The organism is Emergencia timonensis, from assembly GCF_900086585.1.
GTDB lineage: Bacteria > Bacillota > Clostridia > Peptostreptococcales > Anaerovoracaceae > Senimuribacter > Senimuribacter timonensis.
The window spans coordinates 1,035,586-1,051,814 of record NZ_FLKM01000008.1; the positions used below are offsets into that span (position 1 = coordinate 1,035,586).

Here is a 16,229-nt window from a genome sequence, read left to right on the forward strand (position 1 = left end):
TATACCCTGAAAGGGAGGTAAATAACAAGATGGATGACAGATTAAAAAAAGTAATTGATGAAAGCGAAAACATCGTTTTTTTTGGCGGCGCCGGTGTATCTACAGAGAGTAATATACCTGATTTTCGTTCCGAAAGCGGGCTCTACCACGCACAGCAGAAGTATGGCAATTCACCAGAAACCATGCTGTCACACACATTTTATAAGAATAATACAGAGATGTTTTTCAAATATTATAAGGAGAACCTCATTTATCCAGAAGCCCAGCCCAACGATGCACATAAAGCGCTGGCTAAATTGGAGCAAACGGGCAAGCTGAAAGCGGTGATTACACAGAATATCGATGGTCTTCACCAAAAAGCTGGCAGTGTGAACGTGTACGAACTTCACGGCAGCGTGTTGCGGAATTTTTGTGAACGATGCGGCAAATCCTACGATGTAGATTATATTATGGACGAAGCCCATTGCAAACACGGCATTCCGCACTGTGAGTGCGGTGGTATCATCAAGCCGGACGTGGTTCTCTACGAAGAGATGCTAAACGAGAACTGTATCCAGGGTGCGGTAGATGCGATTTCAAAGGCAGATACCATGATTATTGGAGGCACTTCCTTAGTAGTTTATCCAGCAGCAGGCCTGATTAATTACTTTCAAGGTAAAAACTTAGTTCTCATCAATAAGACGCAGACGCCTTATGACGGCAAGGCCAGCCTGGTGATCTATGATTCCATCGGAAAGGTTATGAGATTAGAATGAATATTTTAGTAGTAAATGATGACGGGATAAATGCACCGGGAATTCAGGCATTGGTACGAGCTTTGTCGGAAGCTGCGGATGTTTACGTCTGTGCGCCTGACGGGCAGCGGAGCGCCAAGAGTCACTCTGTGACCTTAGGGCAGCCAGTGACCATACAACCCGTGAATTTTCCTTATGCAAAAGAGGCCTATCAAACCAGCGGATCCCCCGCAGACTGCACCAAAATCGGACTGCAGTTTTTTGAAGAGGCTGGTATCAAAATTGACATGGTCTATTCTGGTATTAATATGGGCAGCAACCTGGGACGGGATACTTTATATTCCGGAACCGTGGGGGCTGCAGCAGAAGCGGCTCTCAGTGGATATCATGCAGTGGCAGTTTCCGCGGATGATCACCAAGCGACACACTTTGACGTTGCTGGTCAACTGGCGGTAGACGTCATGGATAAGGTCTACGGAAAGATGGACCCCCATACTGTAATTAGTATCAACGTGCCAGATCTGCCAAAAGAAGAAATCAAAGGTGTTAAATTTGTTCCCTTGGGACAGAGATATTATGATGATAAATTTCATCTGATTGAAGACAATAAATACGAATTATCAGGACAGCCTGCTGATTTTAAAGACCAGGCAGAGGAGTTCGATGTTACGGCGGTGGCCAACCACTATGCTACGATTACGCCGCTGCAATTTGATTTTACGGATTACGAGAATTTAGAAACAGTTAAGAAATGGGGCTTTAATATATGAACATTTTCAAACATTGTTTTGAAGAATTGACAGAGAAAGATGCAGAAGTACTGAAAGAATATTTCCACGGATTCGATTATCGCGGGGCAGGTTATACCTTCCTGGCCAATTATATTTGGCGGAATACCCACTGCTTGTGCTGGGAGGTTATCGGCGATTATCTGTGTATGGCAGGCGCGGACTGTATGATTGGCGATCCCAACGCTATTATCTCCATGCCGCTTACGAAAAATGGCGTTTACGAACCAGAGAAACTGCGTGAAACCATTTTGGAAGCAAAACGCAGATTTGATGACAGAAAAATCAAATTTCTTATTGAATTAGTACCGGGACATATGGTACAATTCTTGGAAAGCGCTTTTCCCGGTGAGATGATATTTGAACATGACAGGGATTCTGACGAGTACGTTTATCGGAAGGATAAGATGATTACCCTTAGCGGAAGGGCGCTCCACAAAAAGAAAAATCATCTGAACTATTTTTTGAAAAACTATCAATACGAGACGAAACCGCTCACTACAGAGATGACTGAGGAAGTTATAGATTTTGTCGTGCAGATGCGTGAGGGCAGAGATTATGATGCGGACGAGATGGAAAGTCTTCGTATGGAAGAAGAAGCCATTCGTGAAATTATGAAATTTGTGGACAGAAGCGAGGTGTATTCCACAGCGATTTTGATTGACGGCAAGCTGCAGGCCTTTGGCATTGGAGAAAGATTGAGCGAGGATACTGCAGTTGAACATTTTGAAAAAGCCAATGACGATTTCAGAGGACTTTACCAGGCGATCTGCAGCGAATTCTGCAAAAACCTACCGGAAGAAATCGTTTATTTAAATAGAGAAGAGGACATGGGGCTTGAGAATTTGAGACATGCTAAGGAAGCGCTGAAGCCGGACCACATGGAAGAAAAATATTCGGGTTGCTTTTTGTAAGTGGATATAGTAGAATAGTATGTGAAGAATTTAACAAATATATAATTATTGTCAATCAGCCAAAATAATGGCTTGTTAAATAAAGGAGGTACATATAAATGAAAGAGGTAGTAATCGTAAGCGCAGCCAGAACACCAATCGGAAGCTTTGGGGGATCACTGAAAGGCGTTTCAGCAAGAACTTTGGGTGCAATCGCTATTAAAGCGGCAGTTGAAAGAGCTGGAATCAAACCAGAGATGGTTGATGAGGTAATCATGGGCTGCGTATTACAGGGCGGATTAGGCCAGAACGTTTCAAGACAGATGTCTCTTGATGCTGGTTTGCCAAACGAAGTTCCTACAATGACAATAAACAAGGTTTGCGGTTCTGGACTTAGAGCTGTTGAACTGGCTGCACAGATCATCAAAGCTGGCGATGCTGATATCGTAATCGCTGGTGGTGCTGAGAACATGTCTGCATCTTCTTACGCTATGCCTGCAGCAAGATGGGGCGCAAGAATGAACAACACACAGATGGTAGACATGATGGTAAACGATGGACTTTGGGATGCATTTAACAACTACCACATGGGTATGACTGCTGAGAACATTGTTGAACAGTGGGGTCTGACAAGAGAAGAATTAGATGAGTTTGCACTTGCTTCACAGCAGAAGGCTGAAGCTGCAATCAAAGCTGGCAAATTCAAAGATGAAATCGTTCCGGTTGAAATTCCACAGAGAAAAGGCGATCCAATCGTATTTGATACTGATGAACACCCTAAGTTCGGTTCCACAATTGAAAAGCTTGCGAAGCTGAAACCTGCTTTCAAGAGAGACGGCGGAATTGTTACTGCAGCTAACGCTTCTGGTATCAATGATGCTGGTGCGGCTCTAGTAGTAATGTCCAAAGAAAAGGCTGACGAGTTAGGACTGAAGCCTCTTTGCTCAATTAAAGCATATGCATCTGCAGGTGTTGACCCTAAGATCATGGGTATCGGACCTGTACCTTCTTCACAGAAAGCATTAGAAAAGGCTGGACTTAAGATCGAGGACATGGACTTAATCGAAGCAAATGAAGCTTTCGCAGCACAGTCTGTAGCAGTAGGTAAGGACCTTGGCATCGACCCAGAAAAGCTCAACGTAAACGGTGGCGCAATCGCGCTTGGACACCCGATCGGAGCTTCCGGAGCTAGAATCCTCATCACTCTGATTTACGAGATGCAGAAGAGAGCAGACGCAAAATATGGTCTGGCTGCATTATGTATCGGCGGCGGTATGGGAACTGCTATGGTTGTTGAAAAATAAGATAAAATGAATTAAAAGAAAGACCCGTTTCATTTGATGCGGGTCTTTTTATGGTACTGTAAATTATCGTGTGAGTACTGAACCGAAAAATAAGAGCACTCTGGCTAAGAATAATGATATGCTACCTGAAAGTGCTCTTTTTGATTGAGTCCATCCCTTGTATTATTTTGTCAGAGAATTAGAAAAACTGTTGTCGTACAACAAATATGACTTGACAACAAGCACAAATGGTGGCATAATGATAAAAAAATAACTATTGAATGGAACGCAAACAGAGAGCGGAGATCTCAGACAAGAGGTAAGCAGATGAAACATGCGATTACGGTAGATTTTGGCAGTACCTTTACTAAAATTGTTGTGATAGATTTAGAAGAGAGAGAAATATTGCTGAGTGACAGGGTCGCTTCCAGTGTGGGAACTGATGCGGCAATTGGTTTGAACCGTTGTTTCCAGCTGGCAGAGACAGTGATCGGTCATGAAGCATTTGAAAAAGCAGTAAAATTAGCCTCGTCCAGTGCAGCTGGCGGTCTGCGGATGTCTGTGATTGGTCTGACTAATTCGCTGAGTACCCTGGCCGGAAAATCAGCAGCTCTTGGCGCCGGTGGAAAAATCATTGCGAATTACAGCGGTCTTATGACGGGAGAAAAGGTGAAAGACCTGGAAGGAAGTAAAACGGAGATTGTTCTTCTATGTGGCGGCTACGAGCGAGGGAATACTTCGATGGTATGGAAAAATACGCAGATGCTGGCTCATTCGAGCGTACAAGTGCCCATCATTTATTCTGGCAATTCTGCTCTCGGCAAAGATGTCCGAAAGACCCTGACGGCACACGGAAAACAATGTTTCACTGTAGAAAACATCATCCCCGAGTTAGGGGCGCTCAACGTAGAACCGACCCAGAATGTCATCAGAAATTTGTTCTTAGAACGTATCACTGATATGAAGGGATTTCGGAACGTAAAACGAGCGTTTGACAATCAATTTGTTCCTACACCTGTGGCGGTTTTGACGGCCGGAGAATTGTTGAACAAAGGGACTGACAGCTGTCAGGGCTTGGGACCGTTGATGATTGTAGATGTGGGCGGCGCGACTACAGATGTTTACTCTTTCAACGAAAACAAAAGTTATGAAGGCGCGAAGCTGGTAGGTCTTGCAGAACCCTTTGGAAAACGGACAGTGGAGGGTGATTTGGGAATGAGGGAAACTTCCAGCGGTGTGATGAAAGAAAATGATGTAGATGCCGTAATCAGTGCGTTGGCAATTACAGAAGATCAACTTCGAGAAGCCGTTGACAATCGAACGCAGAATACAGATTTTCTGCCGGATAATGAATTAGAAAAGCACATAGATGATATGATTGCAAAAGCTGCGGTATATGCAGCAAGCAGGCGGCATACAGGAAAAGTGATGCCCTCCTACAACAAGTCGTGTCAGAATATTCAGGTAGGTAAAAATATATCTGAGGTATCAAAGGTCATCGGTACAGGCGGAATTCTGGTACATAATCCTAATCCTTCAGAAATTTTGAAGGCGGTAGAGAGGGACAGCGCAGACAAGGGCATCCTACTGCCTGAGGCCATTGAACCTTATTTGGACACAGAATATGTTCTATTTGCAGCAGGTCTGCTAAAGGAAATAGATGAAGATGCAGCAATTGAAATAATGATGAAAAGCATAAGACGATGTTAGTCAATGCGGGAGGTTAACATGGAATTGAAGTTTAAGTGGAAGTTTAATATTAAAGACTTGCCTGACATGGGGACGTTAAATCATGAGATCGACGGGATTGCAAAGAATGTGACCATCGGCAGGACTCTGTTCATGGAAAAGTTCGGAGTTTCTTCCGAACGGGAATACAAGGAACGGATGATGAAAGAGAAGAAGGTCATGAAGCACTCAGCCGTCGGCCTGAATTCCTGGCAGGCACAGGAAGAGGGGCTGGAAAAGATTTACGACGAGCTGACGAAATCCGGTTCTTATATCGACCGTTATGGCGCCTGTCTGGACTGGGTCATGGGCGTGCCGGAAGAACATCGCAGCAAGATACAGCCGGGATCAGGGCTGATTTTGAAAAACGAGGATGAATGGGCGCGTCTCGGTCAGGTGGTGCCTGTCCAGCCTCATCTGGGCGACCACATCATCGGTTCACTGAATTCACTGCAGAATACGATGCTGGGGCTGAAGGCCGGTGTTACGACTATTGGAAACATCTCACACTACTATACATACGAATACCCCGGTTTAGATATGGAGGAGTATCGGACCATAGACATGGTCAAGGCGATCGGTCTGATGGCAAGATTAAGTGATCAGGGTACCATCATCCACTCGAACCTCGACGATGGTTTCGGCGCACAGTTCCATGACCTGGCGAACTTAGTGGGATATGCAAAGCTGGAAAGATATATCTGTGAAGACCTCTTAGGCGCTAGGGTAGGTCATTGCTTCGGCAATCTGTTTAACGATCCTATGATCAGGATTATCTTTAACAGTGCAATGGGTAAGATTAATACTTACCATACTCCTGGTTCGATGATTTATGGGAATACCATTGATTTCTCTTATAATATGCCGAAGAACTACGGCGCGGTAACTTCATATGCCATGGCAGATGCAATCGGCCAGATGATCTGTCCAAGCGGTCACGCGATTACGCCGATTCCTGTGACAGAAGCCATCAGGGTTCCTGCCATAGACGAGATCATCGATGCCCACAATACTGTAGATATGGCCATTGAATCGGCTAAATATTATAAGGATTACGTTGACGTGCAGCGAGTGGAAGCGGAGGCCGATATACTGGTCGCTTGCGGCAATATCTTCTTTGAGCGAGTTCTCAACGGACTGGACGAACAAAACATCGATATCACCCACCCGGGCGAAGTGCTGGCAGCCCTCAAGGCCATCGGCGTTACACAGCTGGAGACCAACTTTGGCGTAGGCAGGAAAGATGCGGAGGCCATGAGAGGCAGAATTCCTGTCAGACCGACGTCTATTGTAAAGGAAATTGACCGGCAGCAGACCACTATCATTAACGGGATCGACGGATTGGATAAACAGCCGTTAAAGGGGGTCAATGTCATCGTCGCTTCGACAGACGTTCACGAATTCGGCAAAGAGATCAGCAAAACCGTGCTGCAGAAAGCTGGAGCAGAGGTGTTCGATCTCGGCACAAATGTAGCAATTGCAGAACTGGGCGATACAGTCATTGAAACAGAAAGCCGTGCAGTATTAATTAGTACCTATAATGGAATTGCTTTCAGCTTTGGCGAAGAAATGGTCAAGACGTTCAGGAACCTGGGTATCAACGTACCGATCGTCATGGGCGGCAGATTAAACGAGCCAATGGATGGCAGTGACTTACCTGTTGACGTTGCAGACCGATTGGCAGCTATGGGAATTAATGTCGATAATGACATTGATAAAATCGTTGATTATTTAGTTAAAGTTTTAGATCTTTAACTGATTAATTATAATAGGGGACGGGATTAGACGCATCAACTATATTTTTATGTCTCGATGGTAAGAGGCAGAGAGGAGTGAATTATGTCAGGAATTACAATCGCGCTGCTGCTGATTTATGCAGTATTATTTGGCGGGGGAAGTGTTCTTCTTATTTTACAATCTATGAGAAAGAAGAAAAGCCCTGCAGGCGGTGATCAAAAAACTGTAAAAAATCAAGATGGATTTGGATCCAGGCTTGGATTTATCCTATCTACAGTCGGTTTAGCTGTAGGTGTCGGTGCAATGTGGAGGTTCCCTATGATGTGTGCGCAATGGGGAGGCGGCGCATTTGTACTCGCATTCGTAGTTATTTGTATTGTAATCGTGATACCCGCCGGATGGGCAGAAATCTCTTTCGGCAGAAAGTTCAAAAAGGGACCTGTCGGTGCGCTCAACGCAGTCGCTGGCAAAACTGGTAAAGGTCTCGGTTACATCATGGGTGGTACTTCTTTAGGTTTATTTGCATATTATCCCGCAATAATGGCAATTATTCTATGCTATATTTTTAAGTCTTTTGGTGGAATTGATTATGCACAGAATGCACAGGCAGTCTACGATGCTACCAACGACAACAGGCCGGTAATCTATATCCTTGTTGTGGCAGTGATTCTTCTGGTGGCATTTGTCAGTTTACGAGGCATTCAGAAGGGTATTGAGAAAATCTGTAAGATTCTCCTTCCACTGCTGTTCCTCATTTTGATTGCGATTACGATTCGTATCTGTCTGATTCCGGGAATTGCAGAAGGTATTGAATTCTACATCAGACCTGACTGGGCACAATTGGCAAACCCACAGATGTGGGCGGCAGCCGCTGGAATGGCTCTCTTCGCAGTAGGGCTTGGACCTGCATGCCTGTTGGCATATGGCAGATATGTGGACGATGATATGGATATTGCTACAGATTTTATCACTGTAAATGTAGTCCAGCTGACCATCTGCCTGATTTCTGGTTTTGTCGTCATACCGGCAGTCGTCGCTTTTGGATTAGATCCATTTATCGGAAAAGGATTGCTGTTTGTTTCACTGCCGACTGTATTTGCAACAATTCCAGGCGGCAGCATCTTCTTGATCCTGTTCTTTATCGCTCTGATGTTTGCTGGAATTTCATCATCGCTGAATCAGGTTGAGATTCCTGTCCAGGCTTTGATGGACGAAGAAGGTTTTGGCATGAGCAGAAAGAAAGCCGTATTGACCTGTGTCGTCATCGCAGTGCTGATTGCAATTCCATGTGTTTGGAATGACGCTTTCTTCGCTGTATTCGATAATGTCATCGGCAACATCATGTACACCTTTGACGCGGCAGCGCTTGCCATCGTATTAGCTTGGAAGGTTGGGGCAAAGACTGTCAGGGAAGAATGGTATCTTCCGACATCGGCTGTCAAATGGGGCAGACCAATTGACTATATGTATAAATACGTTGCGGTTATCTGTCTGGTATACTTTACGATTACCGCGGTAATTTCATTATTCTAAAGCAAACGATTGATTGGGCTGGTATGCGGACGCACGCAAATCAGCCCGTTCTGTTAAAAGGAGGAAACTGTTATGAGATTTACAGGAAAAGTAGTCATTATCACGGGCTCTGGAGCAGGTATCGGCCAGGCTGCCGCTGTGGCTTTTGCTAGGGAAGGCGCCAAAGTCGTAGTAAATTCCGTCACGGAAAAAAGTGGTGCAGAAACCCTGGCTCTCGTTGAAAAACAGGGAGGAGAAGGCATTTATGTGCAGGGAGACGTTTCAAAGTCAGAAGATGTAAAGAAAATTGTCGCAGCCACCATCGGCCGCTTTGGCACAGTTGACGTTCTGGTAAACGTTGCGGGGATTGTCATTGCAGGACGTGCGGACAACACTAGAGAAGAGGACTGGGATAAAATGATGGACGTCAATGCGAAGGGCACTTTTATGATGATTCGCGAGGTTTTGCCATGTATGCTGGAAAAACATCACGGTTCCATTGTCAATATCGCATCAATTGCGGCACAAAAAGGATTGAAGGATCGTTTTGCCTACTCTGCATCGAAAGGCGCTGTTCTTTCCATGAGCCATTCCCTTGCGGCAGAGTATGTGGACCAGGGGATTCGCTGCAATGTGGTATGCCCGGGAACGATTTTGACGCCGTCCCTGCAGTATCGCATCGATCACGCAGAAAATCCTGAAGCTATGAAAGCTGACTTCTTTGCCCGCCAGCCGATTGGGCGATTAGGCAAGCCGGAAGAAGTGGCAGAGGCGATTCTCTTTGCTGCTGACGACGCAGCAGGTTTTATGACTTCCGCGGTGGTTTCCATCAACGGAGGTATGATTATTTAGAGGTGGGCAGACAAAGCGCACGGCAAACGCATGAAAACATTTGCGTGCGCCTTCATTTTCATTTTTTGAGCTGTTACTTGCACTTTTTTTGATTATAGTAAACCAATCCGCCCTCATTTTTGAATTTAGACGATCTACTTGCGTGCGAGAGAAAAATCTGACTGGTTTCAAAGGCATTTACCCTTTTATCCATCAGGTTCCAGTCAATATCATTCCATATAATTCCTTATATGGCAATTTCTATAGTATGAATCCCATGTTTGCAAAGGGGGTAGCGCAAGTAAACTTAAAAAAAACAAGAATGAAGGCGGAAATATGGACATGGGCAGTGTTTTGTGCCATCATGCCCTGCTTTTTTAGAAATGAAGGCGTGTCAATTTATTTCATGCGTTTGCCGTAAGACAAAGCGTGGTTCCGCTTTATTTATTATGCAGGAAATATCGATGAAATCGATATTGACGGAATATCAAAGAAAGTACCCTGCGAAGAGTCACCCCTTGCGGGCGACATGTGGAAATAGGAATCGCAGGTTCCGTCATTTCCACTTTTTTTATAACTTGCTGTATGGTATAATAAACGTACAATCCTCTCAACTTCGTTGCAAGGAAACATTCATTGAATCATGACGTTTGATTCTATATTCAAAGGAAACGTCATGGTATAATAGTTCCAGAATCAAACGGCGTTGCCGAGAGGTAGGAACTATTGAATCATGTGCCTCGATTCTATTTTTAGAGGAATGCACATGGTATAATGAACGTACGATCCTCTCAACTTCGTTGCAAGGAAACGTTCATTGAATCATGACGTTTGATTCTATATTCAAAGGAATCGTCATGGTATAATAGTTCCAGAATCAAACGGCGTTGCCTTTCTGCCCCAAGCTTGCTTGGCTAGGCAGAACGGACAGCGGAGTGAACTGTGCGAGCGTAGGAATATTGCGAAGCAATATGTTGCCGAGAGACAGGAACTATTGAACCATAGAATTTTATTGAAAAATGGAGAATTACATGGAGAACGACAAGCTATTAGATAAACTGGTAATCAATGAGATTAAAACACAATCTGACTATCTGGCTGACAAAATAAAGAATATGATTGTATCAAGGGAGTTTCATGACGGGTTTGTTTTTCCAAATGAGAACGAATTCTGTAAAAAACTGAATGTGAGCCGCAGCACCTTGCGGGAAGCATATAAGATTCTCGATACACAAGGGTTTATACACCGGACCAAGCACGGAACCTACGTAAAGTGCAGAGACGATATTGCCAAGCAGGGAGACTTTGCTGCCAGTTTGGAGTTGGCGGACAACCATGAAATGGTAGAGTTCGTCTGTGCTTTAGAACCCGAAGCGGTTTTTCTCGCCGCCCAAAAAGTGGATGAAGAAGGTCTGGTCAAACTGGAAGAACTCATGATTGCCTGCGAAGAGGCAATGGGTAACTCAAAGAATCTGGTGGATATGAATTATCAGTTTCACGCCTGCATCAGAGAATTGGCAAAGAATAACCTGATCACCAGTGCCCTGACCGCATACTATGATATTTTCAATCATCAGATCATTGAGGACATCTATGCCGTTGGCACGGATACAGAGGCATTTAAGAAAGAGTCCCTAGTACAGCACAGAGAACTGTTTGAAGCGCTGAAGAATCATGAAGCTGAAAAAGCAAAGAGCCTGGCATACAATCATCTGCTGGACTCCATGAATTTCCAATTGAAAACGAGCGGAAAATAGGAACTTATAACAAATGAAAACCCGCGCCTGGTGACTGGCTGAAGTCTCAGGGGCGGGTTTTCGCATCTTTAACTATATAAGGAATTATACGCTTCTCTGAACGGTTCTTTCGATGATATTGTCCTGTATTTCTGCGCTAAGATCGACGAAGTATGCGGAGTATCCCGCTACACGGACTAGGATATGCCTGTAGTTATCCGGATCTTTTTGCGCCGCGCGCAGGGTCTCGTCGTCTACCACGTTGATCTGGATGTGATATCCGTTCTGGGCGAAGTGGGCGCGGAATACGGTTTCGATGATGTCGATGCCTTTTTCCCCAGCAACGATGGCTGGATCGAAGCGCTGATTCAATAACAGGCCGCTTTGCGGCACCAGCTCGTCGCAAGCGCTTAAGGAGTTCACCACTGCAGTAGGCCCGTTGACATCACAGCCCAGGGAAGGCGACGCATTGTCTGCCAGAGCCTCACCTGCCAGTCTGCCGTCAGGGGTTGCGCCGATCAGCTTGCCCAGTTCGATGTTGTAAGCCTGGGTAGCGACCAATGTAGTATATGGGCCGCCGTGAGCATCGTGATACTGCTGGAAGGAATCGTCGATGAATCCGATGAGCCAGCCGGCATACTTGTCAACCTCTTCGATGTTGTTGCCGAACTTCGGCGCTTTGTTGATCAAAAGCTGGCGCAGATCTTCGCGACCCTCAAAGTTGGTATCCAGCAGGTCGATCAGCTCACCCATAGTCAGGTAATGCTTCTTGAAGACGCACTCATCGATGGCAGCCAGGGAATCCACGATATTGGCGATGCCGGAGATGGCGATGGCCGAATAATGGTGATTGGAGCCTTTCTGCTGTAACAGCTTTCCCTTCTCAATGCAGCCTACGGAGAAACAGGAGCCGATCAAAGTCGGCAGCGCATAAGCGTGGGCCGCCAGGGTTCGGTTGCACAGTGTGACAAATTCTCTCAGGAAGAAGTTATGCTGCTCTGCATAGGCATCCATGACATCTTCTATGCAAGTGAACTCTCTTGGATCGCCGGTTACCGGTCCCAGCTGCGTCTTTGTCACAGGGTCACAGCCGTTATGGAGGGCGATTTCGAAGATTTTGATCGGGTTGAAATACCCCGGATTGCTCTGAAAGTCTGTCTTGCCCAGAACGTGCGGCTCGATGCAGCCGCAGATGCCCCAGTTACGCGCTTCCTTCAAGGTGAAGCCTAAGCCCAGAAGGTAGGTGATTGCCGTGGTGTCGTTGTAGAAGGCCGGGTGGCTGCCGCCTTCTCTCGCTACGTCGATGGCCAGCCGGAAGGTCTCCTCGTCGATATTCGGATGCCAGCGGAAAGAAATGCAAGGCTCGTCGGTCTGCAGGTCTTTCATGCTGCGTAAGAATACGCGGGTCAGTTCATTACAGCCGTCCTTGCCGTTAGGCAGGACGCCGCCCAACATGATGTGCATCCACAGAGGGCAGCCCGGATCGGCGATGGACTCCTTCTCTGTCCTGATATTCCAAAGTTCGCAGATTTTGAGCTTGAATTCTAAGATGATATCCTTGAAATATTCTTCACTGGCGCCTTTGGCAGCCTCCTTTTCGTAGAACGGATACATGTACTGGTCGTAACGTCCCAGGGTGTGGTCGCCGCCTGCCACTTCTAACACCTGGGACAAGTGGTTGAACCATACTAGCTGATTGGCTTGCAGGAAGGTCTTCGGCGCAAATTCCGGAACCACTCTGCAGTTTTCTGCCATGGTCAAAAGCTCAGCTTTCCGCGTCTCGTCGAGGCACTGTGCTGCCATGTTTTCTGCCATATCCGCATAGCGGTGAGCAAAGCTGATGATCGCTTCCATGGTGATGATCATGGCCTGCCATGCAATTCTCTGCTCCATGTCGTAGACATCGTCTACATTGTGCGCGGCCAGCTTTTCCTTGCACTGGTCGATGTAGTAGCGGTAACCGTGCTTCACCAGGTCTTCGTAATTAGGCGAATGATTCATGGTGGATTGGTTGGAAATACCGTGGGTGCAGATACCCACGTCGATCATCTTTCTCGTCAAATCTTCTGTCTGTGCTCTGGCAAAATCTCCAAAGGCGTGGCCTTTCCAAATCTTAGCGATCTTCCGCAGTTCATCCTTTTCACCAGGAAGAAATTCCAGACGATCAGAAGGTCTGGTGTCCAGGGTTTCCAAATCGTCGTATAACCAGGCAGTTACATCGGGATGGAGAGGAACAGCTTGCCAGCGGGAACCCAGGTGGCCTGCCAGCTGCTCACCGTCTGGATCGATAAAGATCTTCTTGTTCTCCAGAAAATACTGAAAGGCCTGTGCCCTCCGAAGAATATAGTTTTCCATGGACGGCTGGCTGTAAAATTCGGTCATCAACCTGGCGCGGTCCAGGCAGATGGTCGGTTGGGTGTTGCGCACTTTGTCGCTCATTGCCGCGATTCTCTCTGACATCATAACAATATCTCCTTTTTATTTTTTTTAGTATAAAAACACTGCTTGCCAGATGGTTTTAATATCTGACCCGCCAGTTTCACCAACTGAATGATTTGCTCCTCTGCAGGCGGCTCGGTGCCGCCCAGGGCATAAGGTCTGCCCAGAGAGGCGTATTTTCCGCTGCCCAGGTTGTGATAAGGCAGCAGCTCGTACTCTTTGACCGCCGGAATGTCTTTGATCAATGTGGCGATGCCGATGATGTTCTCTTGTGAGTCATTGTATCCTGGTACCACAGGCGTTCGCACGGTGATGGGAATGTCGTGGTTTGAAATCAAGTTAAGATTCTTTATGATTTCCTCGTTGCCTGCGCCGGTCAGCTGTTGATGGGCCGCAGAATCAATGTGCTTGAGGTCGAAGAATATGTGGTCTATATAAGGAAGCGCCGTTTTGAACGCCTCGTAATCACCAAAACCGCAGGTCTCTATGGCCGTGTTGATTCTGAACCGTTTGCATTTCTCTGTGATTGCGGTCAGAAATTCCGGATGGGTCAAAGGTTCGCCACCTGAAAAGGTTACGCCGCCGCCATACAATTCGTAGTAAAGCCGATCCTTGTAAATCTCTTTGAAAACGGCATCCGCATCCATCTCCCTGCCCACCAGCTCTTTGGATTCGGCATAGCAGACATCCACACATCTGAGACAGTTTCTGCATTGACTGCGGTCGATGACAAAATCGCCGTCAACCAGAGAAATCGCTGCCTCTGGGCAGACCCTCTGACAGGTGCCGCAGTGAATGCATTTTCTGGGGATTTCCATAATCTCCTCTTGATAGGATTGCGACTCTGGATTGGCACACCAAAGGCAGTGTAGAGGACAGCCTTTGAGAAATACCAGTGTGCGCAGTCCGTTTCCATCGTGAATGGAACATTTTTGTATATTGAATATCAAAACAGTTCTCCCTTTCTTTTCATGTTGCTGCACACAAAATACTACAGCAAGAAACGTGCCACGGTTCGGATAATTGATTTTGATTCGTTTTACTGTGGTTTTTGTAAAATGTTGATCAGAATTGAGACAAAGGCAGAGTCAGTCGTCTCAAATATAAGACGCGATTAAAATGCAAGTAAGTGGTATCAAGAAATAAGCATGATGAGAGTGTTTAAAATGTGAGACAGAATTGCGAGTAAAATCTCAAAAATGATACATAAAATGACACAATTTTGAGATGAATCCAGGTGATATGTCGCATTTTTCAGTCAATTTTGCGGAAAATTGCTCCATGGCATGATACTTGCTCTAATGATAAACGACATCGGCATATCGCATCTATTACGATATGAGCAGATTAGAAACTAAAAGTGAGGAGGTTGATAAAGTAAAACAGAAGTTTTGATATATCAAATACTCTCTAAGTGCTCAATATTGGTAAATATTGGACCATGGTAGAAGATGGAATCAATGGTATTATTATGTTAAGTGATGAAAAGGAGGAACTATCAATGAAGAAATCGTTTTTGGCAATCATGCTGACCCTTTGTCTAGTCTTTGGAATGACCGCTTGCGGACAGGGAGGCGGTGAAGGAGGTTCAGATTCAGAACTGCCTAGTTACACAATCCGTATTGCAGACGTCTGTGCTCCGGGAAGTGCATATGATCACGGTACTGCCGAGTTTAAGAAAATTGTAGAAGAAGCTACGGACGGAAGAGTGAAAGTGAATTGCTACCACGGCGATATGACTACTGATGAAATTGAGGGAATCGAGATGGTGCAGACAGGAAATCTGGAGATGATGTGGACATCGCTGGGAAGTCTGAATGGATTCACACCGATTACAGACATCATGCAGCTGCCGTTTCTTTTCGATGATCCGGAACATTTAGAAAAATGTCTGGATAGTGAATTTGGCGAGAAAATTCTCTCTGAAATTTCGGCGGTAGATAATTTGGAAGCAATCGCTTTCCACGAAGATGGATGGAGATATGTCTTTACGACAGACAGAAAAGTAAGCAAGCTTGCCGATATGAAGGGGCTGAAAATGAGAAGCATGATGAGTGAAATGCTGGTCGATATGTATAAGGAGTTAGGCGCTGTGCCGTTATCTATCAGTTATAGTGAATTGTACACCAGCCTTCAGACAGGGATGGTAGAGGCGCAGGACAACGGTTTTGTTCCTACAGAATCAGATGGATTTACGGAAGTTCTGAAAAATGTCTGCGTTTCAAATCACTTCTATGCCGGAGGAGTTGTGGTCGTTGCAGACGACTGGCTGGAAGGTCTGCCAGAAGAGGATCAGAAATTGATCAAAGATGCAGCGAAAGAAGCAGGGAAAGCACAGAGAGCTTATCTGCTCGAAGAAAACCAGAAGTTGATTGACAAGTACAGCAAAGAAGATGGATGGACCGTTACTGAAATTGAAGACAAGGATGCATGGGTTGAGGCTGTGCAGCCTGTATACAAAAAATACCTGAAGGCAAATCCAGAATGGCAAGAACTCCTTGACATCGTGGATGACCTAAGAAAGTAATTGTCGAATAACCAAAGTCTG

The 16,229-nt window shown here is 45.7% G+C and carries 12 protein-coding genes; 10 read left to right on the top strand and 2 right to left on the bottom strand.

Annotated features, from left to right (window positions below):
• The first annotated feature begins 29 nt into the window (after positions 1–29).
• From BN6539_RS06240 to BN6539_RS06285, 9 genes are all read left to right on the top strand, one after another.
• Positions 30–755 (top strand): NAD-dependent protein deacylase, encoded by a 726-nt coding sequence (locus BN6539_RS06240; protein WP_067535262.1) that lies wholly within the window; start codon positions 30–32, stop codon positions 753–755.
• Positions 752–1,504 (top strand): 5'/3'-nucleotidase SurE, encoded by a 753-nt coding sequence (gene surE / locus BN6539_RS06245; protein WP_067535264.1) that lies wholly within the window; start codon positions 752–754, stop codon positions 1,502–1,504. Before BN6539_RS06240 ends, surE begins: the two co-directional genes overlap by 4 nt.
• Entirely contained in the window at positions 1,501–2,436 is a 936-nt protein-coding gene (locus BN6539_RS06250; RefSeq protein WP_067535267.1) for a DUF2156 domain-containing protein, read from the top strand. Before surE ends, BN6539_RS06250 begins: the two co-directional genes overlap by 4 nt.
• 98 nt (positions 2,437–2,534) lie before the next feature.
• Positions 2,535–3,719: an acetyl-CoA C-acetyltransferase gene (locus tag BN6539_RS06255; protein WP_067535270.1), complete on the top strand. Its 1,185-nt coding sequence runs from the start codon at positions 2,535–2,537 to the stop codon at positions 3,717–3,719.
• Between the two features lie 306 nt (positions 3,720–4,025).
• Positions 4,026–5,408 carry a glutamate mutase L gene (locus tag BN6539_RS06260; RefSeq protein WP_067535274.1) on the top strand — a complete coding sequence of 461 codons (1,383 nt, stop codon included), beginning with the start codon at positions 4,026–4,028 and terminating at the stop codon, positions 5,406–5,408.
• A gap of 18 nt (positions 5,409–5,426) precedes the next feature.
• Positions 5,427–7,181, top strand: coding sequence for a cobalamin B12-binding domain-containing protein (locus BN6539_RS06265; protein ID WP_067535277.1), 1,755 nt, complete (start codon positions 5,427–5,429; stop codon positions 7,179–7,181).
• Between the two features lie 84 nt (positions 7,182–7,265).
• A complete protein-coding gene (locus BN6539_RS06270) occupies positions 7,266–8,696 on the top strand; it encodes a sodium-dependent transporter (RefSeq protein ID WP_067535280.1) in 1,431 nt (476 codons plus the stop codon).
• A gap of 72 nt (positions 8,697–8,768) precedes the next feature.
• Positions 8,769–9,527: an SDR family NAD(P)-dependent oxidoreductase gene (locus BN6539_RS06275; protein ID WP_067535282.1), complete on the top strand. Its 759-nt coding sequence runs from the start codon at positions 8,769–8,771 to the stop codon at positions 9,525–9,527.
• Positions 9,528–10,537: 1,010 nt separating this feature from the next.
• Positions 10,538–11,263 (top strand): FadR/GntR family transcriptional regulator, encoded by a 726-nt coding sequence (locus BN6539_RS06285; RefSeq protein WP_067535285.1) that lies wholly within the window; start codon positions 10,538–10,540, stop codon positions 11,261–11,263.
• An 84-nt stretch (positions 11,264–11,347) separates the two neighbouring features.
• On the opposite strand, the gene BN6539_RS06290 is transcribed toward BN6539_RS06285, so the two are convergent.
• Both BN6539_RS06290 and BN6539_RS06295 read right to left on the bottom strand, forming a co-directional pair.
• Positions 11,348–13,705 carry a glycyl radical protein gene (locus tag BN6539_RS06290; protein WP_067535288.1) on the bottom strand — a complete coding sequence of 786 codons (2,358 nt, stop codon included), beginning with the start codon at positions 13,703–13,705 and terminating at the stop codon, positions 11,348–11,350.
• Positions 13,702–14,631 carry a glycyl-radical enzyme activating protein gene (locus BN6539_RS06295; protein ID WP_067535291.1) on the bottom strand — a complete coding sequence of 310 codons (930 nt, stop codon included), beginning with the start codon at positions 14,629–14,631 and terminating at the stop codon, positions 13,702–13,704. The genes BN6539_RS06290 and BN6539_RS06295 overlap by 4 nt, the downstream gene beginning before the upstream one ends.
• A gap of 551 nt (positions 14,632–15,182) precedes the next feature.
• Here BN6539_RS06295 and BN6539_RS06300 point away from each other — a divergent pair.
• A complete protein-coding gene (locus BN6539_RS06300; protein WP_067535294.1) occupies positions 15,183–16,208 on the top strand; it encodes a TRAP transporter substrate-binding protein in 1,026 nt (341 codons plus the stop codon).
• Positions 16,209–16,229 lie beyond the last annotated feature (21 nt).

Coding starts and splice junctions, on each gene's coding strand:
- BN6539_RS06270 (WP_067535280.1), top strand. CDS start 7,266: ATGTCAGGAATTACAATCGCGCTGCTGCTGATTTATGCAGTATTATTT.
- BN6539_RS06265 (WP_067535277.1), top strand. CDS start 5,427: ATGGAATTGAAGTTTAAGTGGAAGTTTAATATTAAAGACTTGCCTGAC.
- BN6539_RS06285 (WP_067535285.1), top strand. CDS start 10,538: ATGGAGAACGACAAGCTATTAGATAAACTGGTAATCAATGAGATTAAA.
- BN6539_RS06240 (WP_067535262.1), top strand. CDS start 30: ATGGATGACAGATTAAAAAAAGTAATTGATGAAAGCGAAAACATCGTT.
- BN6539_RS06255 (WP_067535270.1), top strand. CDS start 2,535: ATGAAAGAGGTAGTAATCGTAAGCGCAGCCAGAACACCAATCGGAAGC.
- BN6539_RS06260 (WP_067535274.1), top strand. CDS start 4,026: ATGAAACATGCGATTACGGTAGATTTTGGCAGTACCTTTACTAAAATT.
- BN6539_RS06275 (WP_067535282.1), top strand. CDS start 8,769: ATGAGATTTACAGGAAAAGTAGTCATTATCACGGGCTCTGGAGCAGGT.
- BN6539_RS06300 (WP_067535294.1), top strand. CDS start 15,183: ATGAAGAAATCGTTTTTGGCAATCATGCTGACCCTTTGTCTAGTCTTT.
- BN6539_RS06250 (WP_067535267.1), top strand. CDS start 1,501: ATGAACATTTTCAAACATTGTTTTGAAGAATTGACAGAGAAAGATGCA.
- BN6539_RS06290 (WP_067535288.1), bottom strand. CDS start 13,705: ATGATGTCAGAGAGAATCGCGGCAATGAGCGACAAAGTGCGCAACACC.
- surE (WP_067535264.1), top strand. CDS start 752: ATGAATATTTTAGTAGTAAATGATGACGGGATAAATGCACCGGGAATT.